Source organism: Romboutsia weinsteinii, from assembly GCF_002250835.2.
GTDB classification, from domain to species: Bacteria; Bacillota; Clostridia; order Peptostreptococcales; family Peptostreptococcaceae; genus Romboutsia_A; species Romboutsia_A weinsteinii.
The window spans coordinates 1-960 of the sequence record NZ_NOJY02000147.1; the positions used below are offsets into that span (position 1 = coordinate 1).

At 47.3% G+C, this 960-nt stretch carries 2 rRNA genes; both read right to left on the bottom strand.

The features are described from left to right. Positions 1–276, bottom strand: a 23S ribosomal RNA gene (locus tag CHL78_RS20250); the annotation flags it as partial. A gap of 162 nt (positions 277–438) precedes the next feature. Further along, a 16S ribosomal RNA gene (locus tag CHL78_RS20255) occupies positions 439–960 on the bottom strand; the annotation flags it as partial.

Consider the following 960-nt stretch of genomic DNA (forward strand, 5'->3'; position numbering starts at 1 on the left):
TGGTTTGGCCTGTTCCGCGTTCGCTCGCCGCTACTTACGGAATCGAATTTTCTTTCTTTTCCTCCGGGTACTTAGATGTTTCAGTTCCCCGGGTTCCCCTCGCTAAGCTATGTATTCACTTAACGATACTTAGACATTACTCTAAGTGAGTTTCCTCATTCGGAAATCTTCGGATCAAAGTTTACGTGCAACTCCCCGAAGCTTATCGCAGCTTATCGCGTCCTTCATCGGCTCCTAGTGCCAAGGCATCCGCCCTGCACCCTTAATAACTTGACCAGTTATTAAAGTTGATTTTTAAGAGTTATCTCTCTGTGATTTTTATAAGTTTTCTCTTCATATATTAAAATGATGTCATATCACTAAATGTTATGCAGTTTTCAAAGTACTAACAGAAAGTTAATAAACTTTCAAAATTAAACAGTAGGCAATTCTCCTTAGAAAGGAGGTGATCCAGCCGCACCTTCCGATACGGCTACCTTGTTACGACTTCACCCCAGTTATTGATTTCACCTTCGACACTCGCTTCCCAAAAGGGTTAGCTAAGTGGCTTCGGGCGCCCCCAACTTCCGTGGTGTGACGGGCGGTGTGTACAAGACCCGGGAACGCATTCACCGCAGCATTCTGATCTGCGATTACTAGTAACTCCAGCTTCATGTAGGCGAGTTTCAGCCTACAATCCGAACTGAGAATGGCTTTAAGGGATTAGCTCCGCCTCACGACTTGGCTGCCCTCTGTACCACCCATTGTAGCACGTGTGTAGCCCTAAGCATAAGGGGCATGATGATTTGACGTCATCCCCACCTTCCTCCAGGTTATCCCTGGCAGTCCCTCTAGAGTGCCCAACTTAATGCTGGCAACTAAAGGCAAGGGTTGCGCTCGTTGCGGGACTTAACCCAACATCTCACGACACGAGCTGACGACAACCATGCACCACCTGTCACTTCTGTCCCCGAAGGGAAA